Annotated in this window: 15 protein-coding genes; 7 read left to right on the top strand and 8 right to left on the bottom strand. The window is 71.7% G+C overall.

Annotation, left to right across the window (positions count from 1 at the left end):
* Positions 1-10 precede the first annotated feature (10 nt).
* Positions 11-1,213 (top strand): Gfo/Idh/MocA family protein, encoded by a 1,203-nt coding sequence (locus ACWD3I_RS39175; protein ID WP_365413353.1) that lies wholly within the window; start codon positions 11-13, stop codon positions 1,211-1,213.
* 69 nt (positions 1,214-1,282) lie between these two features.
* Here ACWD3I_RS39175 and ACWD3I_RS39170 read toward each other — a convergent pair whose 3' ends face one another.
* Complete coding sequence (locus tag ACWD3I_RS39170) at positions 1,283-1,981, bottom strand: L,D-transpeptidase family protein (protein WP_365413351.1); 699 nt, start codon at positions 1,979-1,981, stop codon at positions 1,283-1,285.
* 82 nt (positions 1,982-2,063) lie between these two features.
* Positions 2,064-3,461 carry an aminotransferase-like domain-containing protein gene (locus ACWD3I_RS39165; RefSeq protein WP_451084306.1) on the bottom strand — a complete coding sequence of 466 codons (1,398 nt, stop codon included), beginning with the start codon at positions 3,459-3,461 and terminating at the stop codon, positions 2,064-2,066.
* A gap of 62 nt (positions 3,462-3,523) precedes the next feature.
* On the opposite strand from ACWD3I_RS39165, the gene ACWD3I_RS39160 reads away from it, so the two are divergent.
* Positions 3,524-4,909: a pyridoxal phosphate-dependent decarboxylase family protein gene (locus tag ACWD3I_RS39160; protein WP_365413851.1), complete on the top strand. Its 1,386-nt coding sequence runs from the start codon at positions 3,524-3,526 to the stop codon at positions 4,907-4,909.
* Here ACWD3I_RS39160 and ACWD3I_RS39155 read toward each other — a convergent pair.
* Both ACWD3I_RS39155 and ACWD3I_RS39150 read right to left on the bottom strand, forming a co-directional pair.
* Positions 4,881-6,164: an MFS transporter gene (locus ACWD3I_RS39155; protein ID WP_365413853.1), complete on the bottom strand. Its 1,284-nt coding sequence runs from the start codon at positions 6,162-6,164 to the stop codon at positions 4,881-4,883. The two genes, ACWD3I_RS39160 and ACWD3I_RS39155, sit on opposite strands and share 29 nt — an antisense overlap.
* A 58-nt stretch (positions 6,165-6,222) precedes the next feature.
* Complete coding sequence (locus ACWD3I_RS39150) at positions 6,223-7,011, bottom strand: SDR family NAD(P)-dependent oxidoreductase (RefSeq protein ID WP_365413855.1); 789 nt, start codon at positions 7,009-7,011, stop codon at positions 6,223-6,225.
* Positions 7,012-7,062: 51 nt separating this feature from the next.
* Between ACWD3I_RS39150 and ACWD3I_RS39145 the strand changes: the two genes are divergently transcribed.
* The gene (locus tag ACWD3I_RS39145) at positions 7,063-7,599 is read left to right on the top strand and encodes a hypothetical protein (RefSeq protein WP_365413857.1); all 537 of its coding nucleotides are present in this window, start codon (positions 7,063-7,065) and stop codon (positions 7,597-7,599) included.
* 2 nt (positions 7,600-7,601) lie between these two features.
* Here ACWD3I_RS39145 and ACWD3I_RS39140 read toward each other — a convergent pair whose 3' ends face one another.
* The 4 genes from ACWD3I_RS39140 to ACWD3I_RS39125 all read right to left on the bottom strand — a co-directional run bounded on the left by ACWD3I_RS39140 (position 7,602) and on the right by ACWD3I_RS39125 (position 11,043).
* A complete protein-coding gene (locus ACWD3I_RS39140) occupies positions 7,602-8,516 on the bottom strand; it encodes an SDR family oxidoreductase (RefSeq protein WP_365413859.1) in 915 nt (304 codons plus the stop codon).
* A gap of 148 nt (positions 8,517-8,664) precedes the next feature.
* Positions 8,665-9,294, bottom strand: a complete 630-nt coding sequence (locus ACWD3I_RS39135) for an MBL fold metallo-hydrolase (protein ID WP_266884467.1) — start codon at positions 9,292-9,294, stop codon at positions 8,665-8,667.
* Positions 9,294-10,382 (bottom strand): S-(hydroxymethyl)mycothiol dehydrogenase, encoded by a 1,089-nt coding sequence (locus ACWD3I_RS39130; RefSeq protein WP_451084305.1) that lies wholly within the window; start codon positions 10,380-10,382, stop codon positions 9,294-9,296. Before ACWD3I_RS39130 ends, ACWD3I_RS39135 begins: the two co-directional genes overlap by 1 nt.
* A gap of 82 nt (positions 10,383-10,464) precedes the next feature.
* Entirely contained in the window at positions 10,465-11,043 is a 579-nt protein-coding gene (locus ACWD3I_RS39125; protein WP_365411791.1) for a transketolase, read from the bottom strand.
* A gap of 259 nt (positions 11,044-11,302) precedes the next feature.
* Here ACWD3I_RS39125 and ACWD3I_RS39120 point away from each other — a divergent pair, with 259 nt between their 5' ends.
* Genes ACWD3I_RS39120 through ACWD3I_RS39105 form a run of 4 tightly spaced genes read left to right on the top strand, consistent with a single transcriptional unit; the run spans position 11,303 to position 16,695 of the window.
* Positions 11,303-12,082: an isopentenyl transferase family protein gene (locus ACWD3I_RS39120; RefSeq protein ID WP_365411788.1), complete on the top strand. Its 780-nt coding sequence runs from the start codon at positions 11,303-11,305 to the stop codon at positions 12,080-12,082.
* A complete protein-coding gene (locus tag ACWD3I_RS39115; protein ID WP_365411785.1) occupies positions 12,079-13,413 on the top strand; it encodes an FAD-binding protein in 1,335 nt (444 codons plus the stop codon). Before ACWD3I_RS39120 ends, ACWD3I_RS39115 begins: the two co-directional genes overlap by 4 nt.
* Complete coding sequence (locus ACWD3I_RS39110) at positions 13,410-14,912, top strand: TIGR00730 family Rossman fold protein (protein WP_365411782.1); 1,503 nt, start codon at positions 13,410-13,412, stop codon at positions 14,910-14,912. The genes ACWD3I_RS39115 and ACWD3I_RS39110 overlap by 4 nt, the downstream gene beginning before the upstream one ends.
* A 28-nt stretch (positions 14,913-14,940) precedes the next feature.
* Positions 14,941-16,695 carry an ABC transporter ATP-binding protein gene (locus ACWD3I_RS39105; RefSeq protein ID WP_365411779.1) on the top strand — a complete coding sequence of 585 codons (1,755 nt, stop codon included), beginning with the start codon at positions 14,941-14,943 and terminating at the stop codon, positions 16,693-16,695.
* Positions 16,696-16,728: the final 33 nt, after the last annotated feature.

Here is a 16,728-nt window from a genome sequence, read left to right as displayed (position 1 = left end):
CACTTACTCCATGACGTTCACCCTCGGCATCGTCGGCGCCGGGCAGTTCTCGGGCCAGTTCGCGAAGCTGTTCCTGGCCCATCCCGGCGTCAGCGACGTCTACGTCACCGATCTCCTCCCGGAAAGGGCCGAACAACTCTCCGCCGCCGAAGGCCTGTCGGGCACCTTCCCCTCGTACGAGGCGATGCTGGAGTCGAAGGCGGTCGACGCGGTCGCGATCTTCACCCAGCGCTGGACGCACGGCCCGCTGGTGGTGCAGGGCCTCAACGCCGGCAAGCACGTGTACTCCGCGGTCCCCATGGCCATCACCACGCAGGAGATCGCGGCGATCATCGACGCGGTCCGGGCGACCGGCCTGACGTACATGATGGGCGAGACCAGCCAGTACAACCCGGCGACCGTGCACGCCCGCAACCAGATCGCGGAGGGCTCCTTCGGGCGGATCTTCTACGCCGAGGGCGACTACGTCCACGACATGGACCTGGGGTTCTACGAGGCGTACCAGTACAGCGGCGGCGAGAACTGGAAGGCGACCGCCAGCTATCCCCCGCTGCTGTACCCGACGCACTCGGTGGGCGGTGTGCTCGGCGCCTGGCAGACGCACGCGGTGAGCGTGTCGGCGATCGGCGTGGCCGACGACCGGGGCGACGGCGTCTTCGACAAGGAGGTCAGCCAGTTCGGCAACGACATCTCCAACGCCACCGCGCTGTTCGAGGTGGCGGGCGGCGGATCGTTCCGTACCAACGAGTTCCGGCGGGTGGGCTACCCCTCGCACATCCGTGAGTCCCGTTTCCGCTTCTTCGGCACGGAGGGGAGCATGGAGCAGCTCGCCACCTTCGCGCTGTGGCAGGACAAGAACGGGGTGAAGGACATCAGCGAACTGCTGGAACCCAAGCCCACCCTGTCTCCTGACGATCCGTCACTCCAGCACATCGCGCCGGACCTGCGGGCCGCCTTCACCTCAGGCTCGGCCCCCGTGCACGACCGGTCCCGGCTGCCCCGGGAGTTCGACAACCTGCACAACGGGCACGAGGGCAGCCACCACTTCCTGGTGGACGACTTCGTCACCGCGGTCAACACCCGCACACTGCCGTCGGTGAACGCGTGGGTGGCCGCCCGCTACACCCTGCCGGGCATCGTCGCGCACGACTCCGCGCGGCAGGGCGGGGCGCGGCTGGAGATCCCGGACTTCGGGGACGCGCCGCAGGAGTGAGCGGCCGCCTCCCCGAACAGTCCGCGTCCCGCCCTGCCGCACCGGCCGGGCGGGACGCGGGCGTTCGGCTCAGGTTCCGGGCTTGCGCCCGTAGACGTACACGTCGTCGCCCTTCTTCAGCAGCGACCAGTACTTCTTGGCGGTCGTCTTGGTCATGTTGACGCAGCCGTGGGAGCCCGGCGGGTTCCACATGCTGAGGTTGACCGAGTGGAAGGCCTGGCCACCGTCGAAGAACTGGCTGTAGGGCATGGGCACGTCGTAGATCGACGAGACGTGGTCGATGTCGCGCCAGTAGATCTTCTTCAGGCCGGTGCGGGTCTCGTATCCGTTGCGACCGGTGCGGACGGGCACCGGACCGTACACGAGCGTCTTCCCGTCCTGGATCCAGCTGAGCTGGAGCGTGAGGTTGACGCAGGCGATACGGCCCTTGTTCGTCGGGCACTTGCCGTCCTTGTTGGGATTGTTCCCGACGGCCTTCTGCTTGTTCATCAGGTCCATCACGCCCCAGGTGACGGGGCCCGCGTAGCCGGCGTTGGGCGTGATGCCGTGCTTGTTCTGGAAGGCCTGGATGGCCTTGCAGTCGGCGGCGGACTGCTTGCCGTCGACGGGGCGGCCGAGGAACTTCTCGACCTGCTTCTGGTACGGCCCGGTCTGTGTGGTGCAGGCGGTGGCCGCCTGTGCGGGCGCGGTGCCCAGCGTGAGGGCGAGTGGTGCGATCAGTCCGGTGATTCCGAGGGCGATGGCCCCTCGTCTGCGTATGTCCCCCATGGCGGGCCCCTCCGTTGCACGTGTCCCTGTCCTGCGATCTGCCTGCTAGACCGGTGCGCGGGGCCTGCGGTTGTATGCCGGATCAGGCTGTGACGAAACGGTGAACTTCCTGCTCGGAACAGCGGCGCAACAGGTGCACCGCACGACTGAGGACGTCCGGCGTCGCCGTGAACGGCACGCGCAGGTGATGGGTGAGTGTGCTGCGGTCGGCGGCGAAGTGCGGGCCGGGTGTCACCGCCAGGCCCAGGCGGGCGGCCCGGGCCGCGAGGTCCGTCGCCGACGTGGTCGGGCCGAGGTGCGGCCACAGCGACAGACCGCCCTGCGGGATCGTGTACGTCCATCCCGTGCCGTCGAGGAGTTCGGCGAGATGGTCGCGCTGGGCGCGCAGCCTGGCCCGGCGGTCGGCGAGCATCTCGTCCAGTCCGTCGCCGAGCAGTTCGGCGGCGATGAGCTGTTCCAGGGGTGGTGGCGACAGCTGTGCCTGGAGGGGGCTCTGCCGCAGGTGGCGTACGAGATCGGCGGTGGCGCGGATCCAGCCGACCCGCAGCCCGCTCCACACGGTCTTGCTCGCCGAGCCGATCTGGATCACCCGGGGTCCCGCCAGATGCGGCTCGGTGCCGGGCCGGGTCCTCAGGTCGAGGTCGCGCATGGTCTCGTCGGCGATGACCGTGAGCGGGAGGCGGGCGATCTCGGCACGGGTCGCGGCGTCCATGTGGGCGCCGGTGGGGTTCTGGAAGTCGGGGATCAGGTAGGCGAGCCGGGGGTTGCCGGTGCGTAGGGCGGTCGCGAGGTGGACGGTGTCCCAGCCGGTGTCCGACGTCACGGGGACGGGGAGGAGGCGGGCCTTGCGGGCGCGCAGGACCGCCAGGGCGCCCGGGTAGGACGGGCTCTCCACCGCGACGGGGCGTCTGCGGTCGGTCTGGAGGTGGTCGAGGAGCAGGGTGAGGGCGGCCTGGGCGCCGGAGGTGACGAGGATCTGTTCGGGGCGGGTGGCGAGGCCCTCGCGGGTGTAGCGGTCGGCCAGGAGTTCACGCAGGCGCGGCAACCCTGCGGTGGCGATGCCGGAGTCGACGAGGAGGGCCGCGCTGCGTTCGGCGGCCCGGGCGAGAGCGGCGAGATAGGCCTCGTGGGGTGCGGCGGTGAGGGCGCGGGTGAGGTCGAGGTCCGCGTCGCCCGCTCCGCCGCGGTCCAGGGACCAGGGCGTGGTGCGTTCGGTGAGGCGGGCCGGGAGACGGACGAGGCTGCCGCTGCCGTGCCGGGTGTACAGCCAGCCGTCGTCCCGCAGCAGGGCGAGGGCGGCGACGACCGTGCCGCGGCTGATGTCGAGGACGCGGGCGAGTTCCCGCTCGGACGGCAGTCTGGTCCCGGCGGGGAGCCGGCCGTCGACGACCGCCTCGCGTACGGCCGCTGCCAGCGTCTGGGCGAGTGGGCCGCGCCGGTCGCGCCAGGCGCCGAGTGCGGTGGCGAATCCCGTGGTCATCGGTCCAGTTTGCCCCAAGTGGACCAGCCCGTGGACGGGGACTCCCTCCTACGCTGCCCCTCATGCACCGTTCTCTCGCCGACGACCTCTCCCGGCTCCCCGAACTCCTCCAGTCCGCCCGCGACCTCGCCGCCCGTGAGCTGGCCGGGCTGTCCGAGCGGCCTGTCGTCCACCTCGACAAGGCGCCCGACCGCGAGGCGCTGCCGACCGGGGGTGCCGGGGCGGAGGGCGCTCTCGCGCGGTTCACCGAACGGTGGGCGCCCGGTTTCTCGGGCTCGGCGGGGCCGCGCTACCTCGGTTTCGTCACGGGCGGCGCGACGCCCGCCTCCGTCGCCGGGGACTGGCTGACCAGCGTGTACGACCAGAACGGCTCGGGGTCGGTGGGGTCCTGGGCGACCGCCCTGGAACGGGAGACGGTGAGCTGGCTGCGCGAGCTGTTCGGGCTGGGCGAGGCACACAGCGGGGCGTTCGTCACGGGGGCCACCGCGTCCAACACCGTCGGGCTCGCCATCGCCCGCGAGTGGCTGGGCGAGCGGCTCGGCGTGTCCGTGTCGCGCGACGGGGCGGCCGCCCTCGGCCCTGTCCATGTGCTGTCCGGCAGCCCGCACTCCAGCATCGGCAAGGCTCTGTCCGTACTCGGCATCGGCCGCGACCGGCTGCGGTCCGTGCCAGCGCTGTCCGGCAACCGGGAGGCCGTCGACGTCGCCGCGCTGGACTCCGCGCTGTCCGCGCTGGACGGCCGCCCCGCGATCGTGGTGGCCAACGCCGGCACCGTGAACACCGTCGACTTCGACGATCTGCGGGCCATCGCCGCGCTCCGGGAACGGCACGACTTCTGGCTGCACGTGGACGCCGCGTTCGGTGGCTTCGCCGCGCTCTCCCCGTCGTACGCCGGTCTCGTCGACGGTCTCGACGCCGCCGACTCGGTCTGTGTCGACCTGCACAAGTGGCTCAACGTCCCCTATGACGCGGCAGTCCAGTTCACCCGCCGCCGTGATCTTCAGGTGGCGGTCTTCCACAACGCGTCGCCGTACCTCGGACTCCCGGTCGGCGAGCCCGACTTCGTGCACCTCACTCCCGAGAACTCGCGGCGGCTGCGGGCCCTTCCGGCGTGGTTCTCGCTCCTGGCGTACGGCCGTGACGGGCATCGCGAGATCGTCGAGCGGAACGTGGCACTGGCCCGGGAGCTCGGCGAGCGCGTCGCCGCGACGGACGGGCTGCGGCTGCTCGCCCCGGTCCGGCTGAACGTCGTCTGCTTCACCCTGGCCGACGATCCGACGCAGGAACGGGTCGACGCGCTGGCGCGGGCCGTGGCGGCCACCGGCGAGGCGTTCGTGACACCGACCGTGTACGACGGAACTCCCGGGCTGCGGGCGGCGTTCAGCAACTGGCGTACGTCCGCGGCGGACGTGGACCGGATCAGCGGGGCTGTGGCGCGGGCGCTGTGACCAGGGCGTACCGCGGGAGTTCGCGTCGGGTGCGGACCGGGGAGAGGAAGACCGGCAGGAAGGCCGCCGTCATCAGCGCCCCGCCCACCCACAACGTGGCGCGGACGCCGACGAGTTCGCCGAGCACGCCCGACACGGCGGCGCCGATCGCTAGGGCTCCGGTCAGGACGAAGCGGTAGGTGGCGTTCATACGGCCGAGGAGTTCGTCCGACGTCATCCGCTGGCGCAGGCTTACGCCGAGGACGTTGTCCGTGCCGGTCTTGAACAGGACCAGGGTCCAGCCCAGGCCGGCGATCCACAGCCACGGTCCGCGGTCGATGAGCGGTACGAGCAGGGCGGCGGGCGCCAGGGTCGCGCCGACCACTCCGAGGGTACGGCCGTGGCCCAGGCGTGCGGCGAGAGGGCGGGCGCAGCGGGCGCCGAGCAGCAGACCCAGTCCGCCCGCGGCCCAGAAGAGGCCCAACGCGCTTGCGGGTAAGTCGAGTTCGCGGACGAACAGGACGGGGAGCATGGTGTTCACGACCTGCATGCCCAGGTTGATGAGGGCGGCGGTGAGGGCGAGGGCGCGCAGTTCCGGGTTGCCGAAGACGTGCCGGAGGCCTTCGGCGATCTCCGCCTTCAGCGTGGTCTTCCGGATCCGACGCCGAGGGCTCTCCGCGCCTCGGATCATGGTGAGTTGGAGGGCGGAGGCCAGATAGGTCACCGCGGCGCACACGACGGCCACCGGAGCGGTGAGGAACTGGACCAGGGCGCCGCCCGCGCCGCGGCCCGCGACATTGCCCACCGCCTGCAGGCCGACCAGGGCGGCGTTCGCGGGTACGAGGGCCTCGCGGCCGACCAGGCGGGGCAGGGTGCTCTGGGAGGCGATGTCGAAGAAGACGGTCGCGGCGCCGTTCAGCAGGACGACGGCGTACAGCTGGCCGAGGGTGAGGGTGTCCGTCCACCAGGCGAGCGGGACGGAGGCGTACAGGACCGCGCGGGCCAGGTCCGCCACGATCAGCACCCGGCGGTGCCGCATCCGGTCCACCCAGGCCCCGGCGGGCAGCCCGAGGAGGAGGAACGCCAGCGTGCTGAGGGTGGCCAGCGCTCCGACCTGTCCGGGTCCGGCGTCCAGTGCGGTGACGGCGAGCAGGGGGACGGCGACGTAGGTGACGTTCGTTCCGAGCTGGCTGAGGGTGCTCGCGGCGAAGAGGACGCGGAAGTCGGCGGTACGCCAAGGGGAGTGGGACAGGGTGTCGGGCTGGGTGTCGGGCACACGAGAACGCTGCCCGACACCGTCCAGGAAGGACAAGTGAAAAGATCTACAGCAATTGTTAAGCGTTCCTGCGCAGTTGACGGAAGCCGGAGTCGACCGCGGTGATCCCGCCGTCGACGGGCAGGGTGACTCCGGTGATCCAGGACGCGTCGCGGGAGGCGAGGAAGAGGATGGCGGCAGCGATGTCCTCGGGTTCGCCGACGCGGCCCAGGGGATACAGCCCGCGCGCTCTTGCCAGGTCCTGCTCGCGGCCCTCCCAGGCGCTGGTGCGGACGGTGCCGGGGGCGACCAGGTTGACGCGGACGCCACGGGAGGCGGCGTGTCCGGCGAGGGTGCGGGTCAGGGAGCCGAGTCCGGCCTTCGCGGCACTGTAGGCATGGTTGCCGAAGTCGTTCAGGCCGTTGACGGAGCCGACGTTGACGATCGCGCCGTGACCGGAGGCGGCCAGGTGCGGGAGGGCGGCACGGCAGCAGCGGTAGGCGCCGGTGAGGGTGATGTCGAGGTCGCATGCCCACGCGTCGTCCGGTTCGTCGTCGAAGAGCGGGGCGTCCGGGGTGCAGTGACAGGCGTTGTTGACCAGGACGTCCAGTGAGCCGAAGGAGTCGACGGCATGCGCGACGGCCGCCTCGACATCGGCCCGGTCCCCCACGTCGCACCCGAACGCCTTGGCCACCAGGCCCTGTTCGCGCAGGGTCTCCGCGGACTTCTCCGCCGCGGGCACGTCGATGTCGGTCACCAGCACCCGCGCCCCCTCCTCCGCGAACCGCCGCGCGGTCGCTGCGCCGATGCCGCGGGCCGCACCGGTGATGAGAACCCCGTACCCCTCGAAGCGTGTTGTGTCCGTCATGAGATCGCACCGTAGTGCCCTGTCGATCAACTGGGCAGATACCGTGCGCCCATGTCCGCGTTCATACAGCAACTGCCCGCGCTCATCGGTGTCGTGATCGGGGCACTCGGCTCCTACATGGCGGTCGTCCGCAGCGACGGTGCCCGCTTCCGCCGTGAGCAGACGGCCCGCTGGGAGGAACGGCGGCTCGCGGTGTACTCCGACTACGCGCGCACGCTGAAGCGGACCGTCACCCTGACCTACCGGGTGGCGGCCCATTTCGGCAACGACCCGCATCCGCATCCCCTCTCCCCCGAGGAGGCCGCGCCCCAGCTGGCCGAGGCCACACTCGCCCGGGACCCGTCCGGTGAGGCGCTGCTCATGCTCGGGAGCCCGGAGGCGGTGGAGAAGGCGCGGGTCTGGGTCTCGGTGGTGATGGAGATGGAGCAGTTCCTGCGGGACGAGACGCGTGATCCGGCGGCGTGGCAGGCGTTGATGGAGCGGCAGCGTGCCGGTCGCGCCGGCTATTACACGGCCGTACGCGACGACCTGGCGCTGCCACCGGGCCACTCGGCACGGTGGCAGCTGCCGTCGGTGCATCAGCCCTGATCTCAGCGGTACCCGGTGGTGTCCGCCGGCTTGCCCGCGTCCTGGACCTCGACGACATAGCGCCAGGCGTCCGGGCGACTGCCGTCCAGGTCGGTGAAGCCGTAGGTTCGGGCGAGGCCGCCGCTGGAGAGGGACTGGCCGTTGAAGCGGGCCACGTCGGGGTCGGCGGCGAGGGCGCTGACGGCGCGGCCGACGTAGCGCGGGGTCTCCGAGATGGCGAAGTGGGGGACGCGGTCGAGGGCGTCGCGCCAGTTGTCCTCGCCCACCCCGAAGTGCTCCAGCATCATCTCCGACCGGAGCCAGCCCGGGGTCAGCGCGACGGCGGTGGCCCCGCGCGGACCGAGTTCGTGGCCGAGGGAGAAACCCATTCGCAGGACGGACGTCTTGGCGAGGTCGTAGAAGAAGGAGTTGCGGTAGGTCGCGCCGTTGTACTCGGCGGTGCCGTCCGTCATCTCGACGACCAGTCCCCCCGGGTTGCGCAACAGCAGGGGCAGGGCGTGGTGGCTGGTGATCGCGTGGGTCTCGACCGCGAGCCGCAACAGCCTGAGCCCGTTGTCGAGGTCGTGCTCCCAGACGGGGCTCTCCCACTCGAAGAGGTTCTCGCCGCCCCAGATGTTGTTGACGAGGACGTCCAGACGGCCCTCGGCGTCCGCGATCCGGTCGACGAGCGTGCGGACCTGCGCCGGGTCGAGGTGGTCGGTGGGTACGGCGATGCCCGCACCGCCGGCCTCGCTCACCAGGTCGGCGGTGCCCTCGATGGTCTCGGGGCGGTCGTACTCCGAGCGCCGGCCCCGCGTGCTGCGCCCCGTCACATAGACGGTGGCGCCGGCCGCCCCGAGCTCCACGGCGATCCCTCGCCCGGCTCCTCGGGTCGCTCCGGCGACCAGTGCGACCTTGCCCTTCAGCGGCTGTGACATGTCCGGCCTCCCGTGTTTTCGTCGTCGATTCCACGGTGCCGGGTAAGCCGGACATCTTCTGTCACCATTTTCGCCGGGTCACCCGGATCTTCTCCGGCGTCACCCGGCCGCGCGCGGCTTCACGGCGACGTGCGGCGCCACGGCCTCGTCAGTGGCCGCGCGCGATCCACTCCTCCAGGTGCGGGGCCTCCGCGCCGATGGTCGTGGCGTCGCCGTGGCCGGTGAGGACCTTCGTCTCCGGCGGCAGGCCGAGCAGCCGGTCGCGGATCGAGTCGACGATCGTGGGGAAGTGCGAGAAGGAGCGGCCGGTCGCGCCGGGGCCGCCCTGGAAGAGGGTGTCGCCGGTGAAGACCGTCGCCAGACCGGGGTCGTAGAGGCAGACCGCGCCGGGCGCGTGGCCCGGGGTGTGCAGCACCCGCAGGTCGGCGCCGGCCGCCTCGATCACCTGGCCGTCCTGGAGGTGGGCGTCGGGCTCGCGGTCGGGGTGGGTCTGCTTCCACAGCGGCAGATCGTCGGGGTGCAGCCAGATGGTGGCACCGGTGAGGTCGGCCAGGGCGGGCGCGGCGTCGATGTGGTCGTTGTGGGCGTGCGTGCACACGATGGCGGTCACCCGGCGCTCCCCCACGGCGGCGGCGATCGCCTCGGCGTCGTGCGCGGCGTCGATGACGATCACCTCGTGGTCGTCGCCGACGATCCACACGTTGTTGTCGACGTCCCAGGTACCGCCGTCGAGGCTGAACTGTCCGGACGTCACCAGGCGTTCGATGCGGGCGGTCATCAGAACACCACCACCGAACGCAGGACGTCGCCGCCGTGCATCCGCTCGAAGGCCTTCTCGACCTCGTCGAGTCCGATCGTCTCGGTCACGAACGCCCCGAGGTCCAGGCGGCCTTGCAGGTGGAGGTCGATCAGCATCGGGAAGTCGCGGGAGGGCAGGCAGTCGCCGTACCAGGAGGACTTCAGCGAACCGCCGCGGCCGAAGACGTCCAGCAGCGGCAGCTCCAGCTTCATCTCCGGGGTCGGCACACCCACCAGGACGACGGTGCCGGCGAGGTCGCGGGCGTAGAAGGCCTGCTTGTACGTCTCGGGGCGGCCGACCGCCTCGATGACGACGTCGGCGCCGAAGCCGCCGGTCAGCTCACGGATCGCCTCGACCGGGTCGGAGTTCTTCGAGTTCACGGTGTGGGTGGCGCCCATCGAGCGCGCCTTGTCCAGCTTGCGGTCGTCGATGTCGACGGCGATGATCCGCGCCGCGCCCGCCAGCCGGGAACCGGCGATCGCCGCGTCTCCCACGCCACCGCAGCCGATCACCGCGACGGTGTCCCCCCGGCCCACGTTGCCGGTGTTGATGGCGGCGCCGATCCCGGCCATCACCCCGCACCCCAGCAGCCCGGCCACCTGCGGCGCCACACTCGGGTCCACCTTGGTGCACTGCCCGGCCGCGACCAGCGTCTTCTCCGCGAACGACCCGATTCCCAGCGCGGGCGAGAGCTCCTGTCCGGTCGCGGCGAGCGTCATCCTCTGCGAGGCGTTGTGGGTGTTGAAGCAGTACCACGGGCGCCCCCGTAGACAGGCCCGGCAATTCCCGCACACGGCCCGCCAGTTGAGGATCACGAAGTCACCGGGGGCGACATCGGTGACGCCCTCGCCGACCGCCTCCACGACTCCCGCCGCCTCATGACCGAGCAGGAACGGGAAGTCGTCCGAGATCCCGCCCTGCTTGTAGTGCAGGTCGGTATGACACACCCCGCAGGCCTGCACCTGTACGACCGCTTCCCCCGGGCCGGGGTCGGGCACCAGGATCGTCTCCACCCGGACCGGCTCGTCCTTGCCCGGTGCGATCACGCCGCGAACTTCCTGCGCCATGGTGGTGAACCTTTCCTTCCGCCGGTGTCCGTCTCCTCGACCCTACGTGCAACTGATCAGTAACGGCACGGGAGCGGATCCGTCACCGCAGGAAGCCCCGGACGGCCCGGCCCAGCGCCTCCTCGTCCCGGGTCTCCGCGCCGCCCAGGGCCAGCAGCCGGTGCGGCACATGGACCAGTGTCTCGGCGACCTGCCGGGCCGAGGTCCCCGGAAGGCCCGGCTCGACCAGCACCAGGTCCGCCCGGTCGGCGGCGAGGGCGGCCGTGCGCAGGCCGATCTCGTCGAAGGGCCGGACGGTGGTCGCGTAGAGGACCGCCAGGTCGAGGCCCGCGGTGGCGCGCAGCACCGGGTCGAGGGTGGAGCCGACCGCGAGGACCACGCCGTCGAGGCCTTCCCGGACGAGTTCGAACCCTTCCGTCGCTCCGCGCGGCTCGGTGTTGGAGTCGGCACAGACATGGACGTACGCCCGTTCGCCGCCCGCCACCGCGGCCAGCACGGCTCGGCGCACTTCGGCGGGGTGGCCCGGGACATGCACGGTCCAGCCGGGAGTGGCGGCGAACCTGGTCAGTTCCTCCACCGCTCCGTAGCCGACGAGGACCGTACCGCTCGTCGTGGAGTCCGGAAGGGATTCGGCGGCGGCGATCAGCATGTCGGAGTGCACAGGACGACCTCCTGGTGAGGATATTCATTCGACGCGTCAAGAATTCGTCAGGAAACAGGCTCGACGGTCACTCATATCGCTCTGGATTCCCCGCACTTGAGTCACCCACCCCGGAAATTCAACACCTTTAACAGGCTCACAGGAATGTAGACGTCTCTTTGCCCGGTCCAGATGTCCGCCTGGTTCTTGACGACGGACCGCCGCGTTTACCTTGATGCTCGTCTCTCCTTGTAGACGAAGCGGAAGGGGACATCCCGCCATGGCCCAGAGCGACACATGTCCGGCGACCGGTCCGTCGGTCCATCTCATCGCCGGACCGACCGGTGTCGGCAAGAGCGCGGCGGCCACGCGACTGGCCCGGGCGACCGGTGCCCCGATCGTGGTCGCCGATCGCCTCCAGTGCTTCACCGACCTCGCCACCACGAGCGCCCGCGCGGGTGCCGATGTGCCGGGTGTGCGCCGGTACTGGCTCGGGGACCGCACCTTCGCCGACGGTGACCTGTGCGCGACGGAGGCGACGGACACCTTAATCGCGCTGGTGGAGCGGCTCGGCGCGGGGCAGGGGTCGGTGATCGTCGAGGGTGGCTCGATCTCCCTGCTGCGGGAGCTGGCCGCCCGGCGGGCCGAGCTGTCCTGGCGGCTGTCGGTCCGCCTTCTGTCCCCGCCCGGCAGGGACGAGTACGTCGCCGCGCTCGCCCGCCGGGCACGCGGGATGCTCGCCCCGCAGGCTCCGGGGCACAGCCTCCTCGAAGAACTGGCCGCGCTGTGGCGCGAGCCGCGGCAGCGGCTGTTCGCGGCCTCCGTCAACGGCTTCGAGGCGGTCCTCGAATGCTGCGCCAAGTACGCCCTGGATGTGGAGTCCGTCGACCGGCAGCCTCTTTCGGAACACGTAACGGATCGGATGGCCGCGCTGATCGCCGAACGGCATGCCGAACATGGATTTCTCCAGCACCGCGTGTTCTCCGAAATTTTCGACAGTCGAATAGCGGGCTCGGGGTTCGACGGATTCGACGGCCACCTCCTGGAGGGTGCCGCGTGAATGCGATCCGGGAGGACATGGCACTCGCCTCGCACGATTTCGGCCACATCGTCGAATCCCGCCCGCTCGCAGTCGTGACGCCGCGTTCCGGTGGCGCGGTCCGGGAAATCGTCTCCTTCGCCGGTGCGCAGGGGTTGCCCGTCGCCGCCCGCGGCTGCGGACAAGCCCCGTACGGGCAGGGCCAGGCGCACGGCGGATACGTCGTCGACATGGGCGGACTCGACGAGGTGCGCTGCGTGCCGGGCGACCGGACGCTGGTCGCCGGGGCCGGCGCGACCTGGGGCGAGGTCGTGCGGGTCGCGCTCGCCGAGGGGCTGGTGCCGCCGGTGCTCCCCGACCATCTGGGTGCCAGCGTCGGCGGGGTGCTGAGCACCGGCGGGTTCGGCGGGTCGAGCCACCGCCGCGGTCTGGTCGCCGACTGGGTGCGGGAGCTGGAGGTGGTCACCGGCGCCGGCGAGCGACTGGTCTGCTCGCCCGAGCGGCATCCGGACCTGTTCGGCGCGGTCCTGGCCGGACTCGGCCAGTGCGCCCTGATCGTGCGGGCCACGCTCCGGCTGGTGCCCGCCCCGGTACGCGTCCGCCGCTACCGCCTCTATCACGAGGATCCCGCCGGCTTCTTCACGGACCAGCGCAGGCTGGCCCGCGACGGCCGGTTCAGCCATGTCGCGGGCCAGGCACGCCCGGCGCTCGGCGGCACCTGGCGGTACATGATCGAGGCGGTGGCTCCGTACGACGGTGGACTCCCCCGCGTCGACGACCTGTCGACCGGTGACGACCTGTTGATCGGTGACCTGGACCACGACCGGGACACCGAGGAGATCGAGGATCTGTCGTACGCCGAGTACCTGCACCGCCTGGACCGCGACGAGCGGCTGCTGCGTGCCACGGGCGAGTGGGACCGCCCGCATCCCTGGCTCACGCTGCTGCTCCCGGAGGCGGCGGCCGTGGCCTTCGTCCCGGCGGTGCTGGCCGAGGCCGATCAACAGGGCCTCAGGTGCTGCGGCGTGGTGCAGTTGCGTCCGCTCTCCGGGCGCGTGCTCCGCGCGCCGCTGCTGCGCAGGCCGCCCGGCGAACTCCTGTGCCTGCTCTCCCTGATGCGCACCGCACCGCCCACCGATCCGGGCACCGTACAGCGCATGGTCGCCGCCAATCGCGGCCTGTACGAGCGAGCCGGAGCGGTGGGCGGGGTCCTCCATCCCGTCAGCGCGCTGCCGATGGCGCCCGAGGACTGGCGGGCCCATTTCGGTCCCGACTGGGCCGGCTTCGCCGGTGCCAAGGACCAGTACGACCCGCGGCACATCCTGACCAGGGGGTACGGGCTGTGGGCGTGAGCGCCGTGACCGTCTTCTGCGGTGCGTCCGCCGGGCACCGCCCCGCCCCTCTGCACGCCGCAGCCGACCTGGGCCGTGCCCTGGGCAAGGCCGGGATACGTCTGGTCTACGGCGGGGCCCGCACCGGTCTGATGGGCGCCGTCGCGGACGGGGCGCTGGGCGCGGGAGGCTCGGTGACCGGGGTGGTGCCGCGCGCGATGCTGCCGTACGAGATCACCCACACAGGGCTCACCGAGCTCGAAGTGGTCGCCGACCTCCACGAACGCAAGGCACGGATGGCCGAGTCGGGCGACGCGTTCGTGGCACTGCCGGGCGGTCTGGGCACGGCGGAGGAGCTCCTGGAGGTTTTGGCCTGGGCCCAGTTGGGCCTGCACCGCAAACCGTGCCTCCTGCTCGACCCGTCCGGTTTCTACCGTCCGCTGCTGTCCTTCCTGGAGCACGCCAGGGACGAGGGTTTCCTGCATCCCGGGGATCTGGAGCGGATCGTGGTGTGCCGGTCGGCCGAGGAGGTGCTCGCGCGGCTGGCGAGCCCGCCGATGGCCGACGCTCCGGTGCCGGTGCCGCGGGGCCGGACCGCGTTCCTGTTCTCGGCGGCCGGCTCGCAGCAGCCGGGGATGGGACGCGAACTCCACGCCACGTCACCGGTGTTCGCCGAGACCCTCGACGAGGTGTGCGGCCTGCTCACCCCCTACCTGGACCTGCCGCTGCGGGACGTGATGTTCGCCCAGGCCGGGACGCGCACCGCGGCGCTGCTCGACCGGGTGGCGTACGGCTTTCCGGCGATCTTCGCGCTCCAGGTCGCCCAGTACCGGCTGCTGGAGAGCCAGGGGCTGCGCCCGGACGTGCTGTTCGGGTACTCGGCCGGGAACATGGCGGCGGCGCACGCGGCGGGGGTGTTCTCGCTCGCGGACGCCTGTCGTGCGGTCGGCACGCTGTCGCGGCTGGTACGGACCCTGCCGGAGGGCGGATGCATGGCCGCGGTGGAGGCGGGGCCGCAGGAGCTGCACCTGGGGCCGGGCGCGGTGGTCGCGGCGGTCAACGGGCCCCGGTCCGTCGTCGTGTCCGGGGACCGCGAGGCGGTGACGGCCCTGTGCGCGCAGTGGTCGGCCCGCGGCCGCCGCACCCATGTGCTGCGCGTGGACGCTGCTCCCCACTCCCCGCTCTTCGAGCCCCTCCTCGCCGACTACCACCGCACCCTGCTCACGATGGAGCTCCACGTCCCCCGCATCCCCCTGGTGTCCGACACCACGGCCGAACCGGTCACCAGGGCGGCCACCGAACCCGGCTACTGGGTACGCGCCCTGCGTCGACCCGTCCGCTTCGCGGACGCGGTCGCCCAGCTGCACGCCGAGGGCACGACCACCTTCGTCGAGCTGGGACCGGGCGAGGTCCTGACCGGCATGCTCGACGCCTGTCTGCCCCGCGGGGCCGGCCGTCCCCTGCTCCTCTCCGTGACACGGAACTGGCGGGCCCTGCGCAAGGAGACGGACGTAGCCTGAAGGCTCCGCCCGACCCGCAAGGAGCGCCGTGAGCATCGCCGCGACCGAGCAGGCCCCGCCCACCTGGCGGCTGCTCCTCGGATACGTCCGACCCCACCGCTGGGCCCTGCTGGCGGGCGCCCTGCTCTCGCTGGTCACGGGCGCCACCGGGCTGCTGCTGCCGCTCGTGGCACGGGAGTTGATCGACGACCTCTCCCACGACCGCACCATCACGGGCGCGTTGCTCGTCATGTCCGGCCTGGTGGTGACCAACGCGGCGGTGGGCGCGCTGGGTTCGTACGTGCTGCGGCGCACCGCCGAGTCGGTCGTGCTCGGCGCACGGCGCTCGTTGTCGTCGTACCTGCTGCGGCTGCGCATCACGGCCGTGGACCGCAGTGAACCGGGCGACCTGATGGCCCGCATCACCTCGGACACCACGCTGCTGCGCGAGGTCACCACCGACTCCCTCGTCGGCCTCGGCACCGGCGGGCTCACCCTGGTGGCGACGGTGGTCATGATGGGGCTGGTCGATCCGGTGCTGCTGGCCGTCACCCTGGCCGTCATCGCGGGCGCGGGCACGATCCTCGGCGTGATCGTCCCGCGCATCAACAAGGCCAGCAGACAGGCTCAGGACGCGGTCGGCGTGATGGGGGCCTCGCTGGAACGGATCCTCGGCGCGCTGCGCACGGTGAAGGCGTCCGGCGCGGAGCACCGGGAGGAACGGACACTGCACGCGGCCGCGGAGGAGTCGTGGCGGCAGAGCGTGCGGGCCGCCAAGTGGTCGGCGGCCGCGGGCAACACGGCGGGGCTGGCGATGCAGATCGCCTTCATCACGGTGCTCGCGGTGGGCGGGGCGCGGGTGGCGACCGGGTCGATCGACGTCGGCACGCTGGTGGCGTTCCTGCTGTACGTCTTCTACCTGATGTCGCCGATCCAGCAGGTCGTCGGCGCGATCACCCAGTACCAGACGGGCGCCGCGGCCCTCGCCCGTATCCAGGAAGCCCTGCGACTGCCCGCCGAACCCGCCGGTGAGCCCGCCCCGTTGCCCGCCGTCGGCGCGGAGCCCGCCGCCGTCGGCTTCACCGACGTACGGTTCCGCTACGCCGACGACCTCCCCTACGTCCACCACGGTGTGACCTTCTCGGTGCCCGCCCAGGGCATGACGGCGTTCGTCGGCCCCTCCGGTGCCGGGAAGACGACGGTCTTCTCGCTCATCGAGCGGTTCTACGACCCGGAGTCCGGGGCGATCACGCTGGACGGCCGCGATCTCGCCGACTGGGAGTTGCCGCAGCTGCGTTCGGCGATCGGCTATGTCGAGCAGGACGCCCCGGTGCTGTCGGGCTCGCTGCGCGACAATCTGCTGCTGGGCAACCCGGACGCGGACGACGCGGCGTTGGCACGGGTCCTGAAGACAACCCGTCTGGACGGCCTGGTGGCCCGTCTTCCCGGCGGAGTCGACACGCTCGTCGGTCACCGCGGCACCAGGCTCTCCGGCGGCGAACGCCAACGTGTCGCCATCGCCCGCGCCCTGCTGCGCCGTCCCCGTCTGCTCCTCCTCGACGAGGCCACCTCGCAGCTGGACGCGGTGAACGAGGCCGCGCTGCGCGACACGGTCGCCGACGTCGCCCGTACGACGACCGTGCTCGTCGTCGCCCACAGGCTGTCCACGGTGACGATGGCCGACCGGATCGTGGTCATGGACGCGGGCCGGGTGCGGGCGGTGGGGACGCATCGGGAACTGGTGGCCGCGGACCCGCTGTACGCGGAGCTGGCGGCCACGCAGTTCCTCGCGACGGCGGGCTGAACGCGGCATGCCGCTCAGGGCATCTGGCAGGAT

This window comes from Streptomyces sp. NPDC002817 (assembly GCF_053592055.1).
The sequence above is the reverse complement of the archived record's forward strand: the minus strand, read 5'-3'. Positions and strand labels throughout refer to the sequence as shown.

What these genes read in the sequence shown, in the direction of transcription:
- ACWD3I_RS39165 (WP_451084306.1), bottom strand. Translation starts at nt 3,461, where the DNA reads ATGACCACGGGATTCGCCACCGCACTCGGCGCCTGGCGCGACCGGCGC.
- ACWD3I_RS39150 (WP_365413855.1), bottom strand. Translation starts at nt 7,011, where the DNA reads ATGACGGACACAACACGCTTCGAGGGGTACGGGGTTCTCATCACCGGT.
- ACWD3I_RS39135 (WP_266884467.1), bottom strand. Translation starts at nt 9,294, where the DNA reads ATGACCGCCCGCATCGAACGCCTGGTGACGTCCGGACAGTTCAGCCTC.
- ACWD3I_RS39170 (WP_365413351.1), bottom strand. Translation starts at nt 1,981, where the DNA reads ATGGGGGACATACGCAGACGAGGGGCCATCGCCCTCGGAATCACCGGA.
- ACWD3I_RS39160 (WP_365413851.1), top strand. Translation starts at nt 3,524, where the DNA reads ATGCACCGTTCTCTCGCCGACGACCTCTCCCGGCTCCCCGAACTCCTC.
- ACWD3I_RS39120 (WP_365411788.1), top strand. Translation starts at nt 11,303, where the DNA reads ATGGCCCAGAGCGACACATGTCCGGCGACCGGTCCGTCGGTCCATCTC.
- ACWD3I_RS39130 (WP_451084305.1), bottom strand. Translation starts at nt 10,382, where the DNA reads ATGGCGCAGGAAGTTCGCGGCGTGATCGCACCGGGCAAGGACGAGCCG.
- ACWD3I_RS39145 (WP_365413857.1), top strand. Translation starts at nt 7,063, where the DNA reads ATGTCCGCGTTCATACAGCAACTGCCCGCGCTCATCGGTGTCGTGATC.
- ACWD3I_RS39175 (WP_365413353.1), top strand. Translation starts at nt 11, where the DNA reads ATGACGTTCACCCTCGGCATCGTCGGCGCCGGGCAGTTCTCGGGCCAG.
- ACWD3I_RS39140 (WP_365413859.1), bottom strand. Translation starts at nt 8,516, where the DNA reads ATGTCACAGCCGCTGAAGGGCAAGGTCGCACTGGTCGCCGGAGCGACC.